Origin of the sequence: Lapillicoccus sp., from assembly GCF_025353065.1 — a bacterium.
Taxonomy (GTDB): domain Bacteria; phylum Actinomycetota; class Actinomycetes; order Actinomycetales; family Dermatophilaceae; genus Lapillicoccus.
Window position 1 is genome coordinate 1 of record NZ_JANXRJ010000217.1, and the last position, 3,266, is coordinate 3,266.

Genomic DNA, 3,266 nt, shown 5'->3' on the forward strand with positions numbered 1-3,266 from the left:
TGGTCGGGATGCCAGTGGGTCAGGAGGACGTGGGTCAATGTCTGACGGTACAGCCCCCAGTCTCTCAGCGCCTGGGCGATGGTTTCTCCTTGCCCGGTGATGCCGGCGTCGATGAGCACTACCTTGGACCCCCGGCGCAGCAGGTAGGCCTGTCCTGGCCCGCTGTCGAGCACCATTCGAAGATCGGGACGCAGATCGACGATGTTCAAGTCAGTCTCCATTGGTGATCAGGGCAGGAGCTGGTGCTCCCGACGAAAGACCGCGAACGCGCACCTGAATTCACCGTCGGTGGATCAGGGTTTGAGTGGATTGCGGGGACCGCCCCCTGCTGCCGTGAAGACGCCCCAGCAGCACCTCCTTAACGGGGAGGCATGCGGGTATGTCTGGGTCGGAGGGTTCACCCTCCCCAGCTCCAGGAGTGCAGCACCGTCGGGCCTCCTGTCGACTAACGAGCTCAGGCTCTCTCGGTCCGCTGGGTCGGCCGGTCCTCTGGGCCCGCTTCTTTGGCGTGCGACGGACTCGTCGGTCGCCGGGTCGCGGGATCCGGGGCGCGGGTCAGGTGACGGGTTGGTCGTCCGGTGGGGGCAGGGTGGTTCCGTCACGCAGGACGATCGGCCCGACGGGCACGCTATGGCCGGCGGGTGGCGGTGGCGGTATTGCTGGCGCGGGTGCTGGGGTCGGCGGTCGGGGTTGGGTGATGGTGGACCCGTACGCCGGGGGTGGGGGTGCCGGGGTGGCGCCGGGGTGGACGAGGTCGGCGAGGGTGGGGGCGTCGTCGAGGCGGGGGACACCGAGCGGCGGCAAACCGAGGAGGTCGATAACGGTTTTTCCGATGGAGGGGTGGCCGTTCCAGCGAGAGTCGATACCGGCCGTGACGGGGCCGCCGAACATCAGCAGCGGGACCCGTGGCCCGTAGGCGAGTTGGACCCCGTCGGGGGTGTGTTCGAGGTTCGGGGTGGCCACGTGGTCGTCGTACCCGCCCCAGTCGTCCCAGGTCAGCAGGAACACGGTGGAGTCCCACAGCCCCGCGGTGGTGATGGCGTCGACGGCCTGCCATACCGCGTTCTGGCCGAGGGTGACGTCGGCGACGGGGTGCTCGTCGTTGGGGCTGTCGTGCCACACCATCGACAGCTCCGGCAGGGTGGCGTTCTTGGCGTCGGTGACGATGTCGGCGGACCGCACGACGTGGGGTGAGCCTTTGAGCTGGCGGTAGAAGTTCACCGGGTAGGACGAGGAGCCGGTGTACGCCTTCCAGGTCAGGCCGTGGTCACCGGCGTGGCCGGGCAGCGACGGCATGTCCCAGACCGGGTCCGGCGCCGTGCGGGGTGGGTTACGCAGGGTCGGGCTCTGCCCACCGACGATGAGCAGGTGGTTCGGGGTGGAGTTCGTCCCGAACCCGGAGCAGTGGTTCTCGCAGAACGCCCCTGTCTTGGCCAGCCAGGCGTAGAACGGCAGGACCGTGTCGGTGTCGACCTGGACGTGGGCGGCGGGGGACGGGGTGCCGGCCGCCTGCGCGTGGAGCCACTTCGCGTAGGCCGCCCGGTTGTGCGGTTGGTCGTGGGCGGGCGGGTTCGCCTGGACCGGCCAACCTGTGGCGACGTTCACCCCCCACCGGTGCAGGGACGAGAAGTACTCGTCCATGGTGTGGTTCTCCTGCACGAACACCACCACCCGATCCACGACCTTGGCCATACCCCCCACCCTTCACCCACCCCGGCCGCCGCCACAAGCAAACACTCGGCGACGACAACGCCGCATCGGGTGGTGTGGCCTACCTCCTACGGCCGGTCCGGGACGTAGATGAGGCCGTGTGGTGTGAGCCTCGCCCCGGTGGTGGCGAGCGGGGTGAGGACGCCGGTGCCGAGGTTGAGCTGGCCGAGGTAGTTCGGGGGAGGGTTCGGCCCGGGGGTGTTGGCGTTGCCGGGAGTGACGGCGCTGTAGGCCCTGCCTGGGACGAAGGTGTCGGTGGTGATCACGTCGACCGTGTTCGCGGTCGAGTCGGTAGCCACTAAGGCACCTTCGCGTGTCGTGGCGAACGCGGTGTCGTCGATCGACTGGCTGAGCTTGAGCACGGACAAGGCTTGTTTCGCGGCGCCGAGGTGGGCGGCGAAGATGGCCTGCTGGTCACCCTGGGCGTCGAGCATGAACGCCCCAGCAAATCGTGGGGCCTGGCCGGGCACCATCGTGCTGGAGTCAGGATCGGTCAGGGCCAGGTGGATGCGGGTGTGCGGGAGGGTGGTGTTGACGACGGTCGCAGGGCTGGTGTCGTAGAACGGGGCGGCGACCAGGTGTGCGGTGCGGCCGTCCAGCGTCACCTGGTAGAGCGCGGGGCCGGCGGCGGCCGGGGCTGAGGCGACGAGGTAGATGCGGCCCTGGTCGATGGTGACTGCGTCGGTCCCACCGCCGTGCGGAAGCGGTGAGGCGTCGTAGGTGAAATGGGACACCTCTTCGCCGTTGGTCGAGATCGTGTAGACGCTGGAGTTGCCGTCCTCGTTGACCGTCGCGACGAGGCGGTGGTGGACTGGGTCGGCGGTGAGGCCGTCGCATTTGCCGGTCAGCTGCCAGGTGTGCTCGATGGTGCCGTTCATCGACAACTTCACGATGGTGCTCGTGGTGGGCATGCCGGGCGTCCCGCCGGTCGAGGGGACACCGTTTTGGAATGACACGAACAGGTCGTTGCCGATGTCGGTCAGGTCATCGGGGCTGCTCCAGCCGTGCGCAGCACCTTTGAGGATGGTGTGAACGCTCAGTGGCCGCTGCGGAGTGGGGTGCGGGCTGGCCGTGCTCGCCGCCGTGGCAGGGATCGCTGGTGCTATCGCGAGCACCGCCGCCGACAGGCCGGCAGCGCCCGTCCACCACGCGTGTCGCGAGTTGAGTTTTGTGTCCATGGATTCCTCTTCCATCGATTGAACGAGAACGGGTGCTCATCACGTCGCACCCGTCGGCGGTGTGGTCATCCGTGGGATAACCGCACGTGTAAGGAGTCAACCGTCCGACCACGATCGACCCAGCCAACGGAGCAGGCCTGCACCATGACCAGCCGGTGAACAACGGGTTCCCCCGGCTTGGACGCTGGACAGACGCTCGGCAAATCCTGCCGGTTGCCTGGTAGCCAGTGCTGGGGCCCGTGACTCGACCGACGGAGGGCGATGAGGGGGTTCACGGATCTGAGACTGCCATCAGAGGAGTCGAGGACTCCGGCCTTGATCCGAGACGGGGTGGGCGGGGGCCGCTAGGTCGACGTCGAACGCCTGGCGGACGGACAT

The 3,266-nt window shown here is 68.1% G+C and carries 3 protein-coding genes; all 3 read right to left on the minus strand.

From position 1 onward, the window contains the following. Positions 1-209, minus strand: a 209-nt coding sequence (locus Q0R63_RS16375) for an MBL fold metallo-hydrolase (RefSeq protein ID WP_295699562.1), incomplete at its 3' end; no start/stop codon positions are given. Between the two features lie 346 nt (positions 210-555). After that, positions 556-1,692, minus strand: a complete 1,137-nt coding sequence (locus tag Q0R63_RS16380; RefSeq protein WP_295699564.1) for an alkaline phosphatase family protein — start codon at positions 1,690-1,692, stop codon at positions 556-558. An 86-nt stretch (positions 1,693-1,778) separates the two neighbouring features. After that, entirely contained in the window at positions 1,779-2,888 is a 1,110-nt protein-coding gene (locus tag Q0R63_RS16385) for a hypothetical protein (protein WP_295699567.1), read from the minus strand. Positions 2,889-3,266 lie beyond the last annotated feature (378 nt).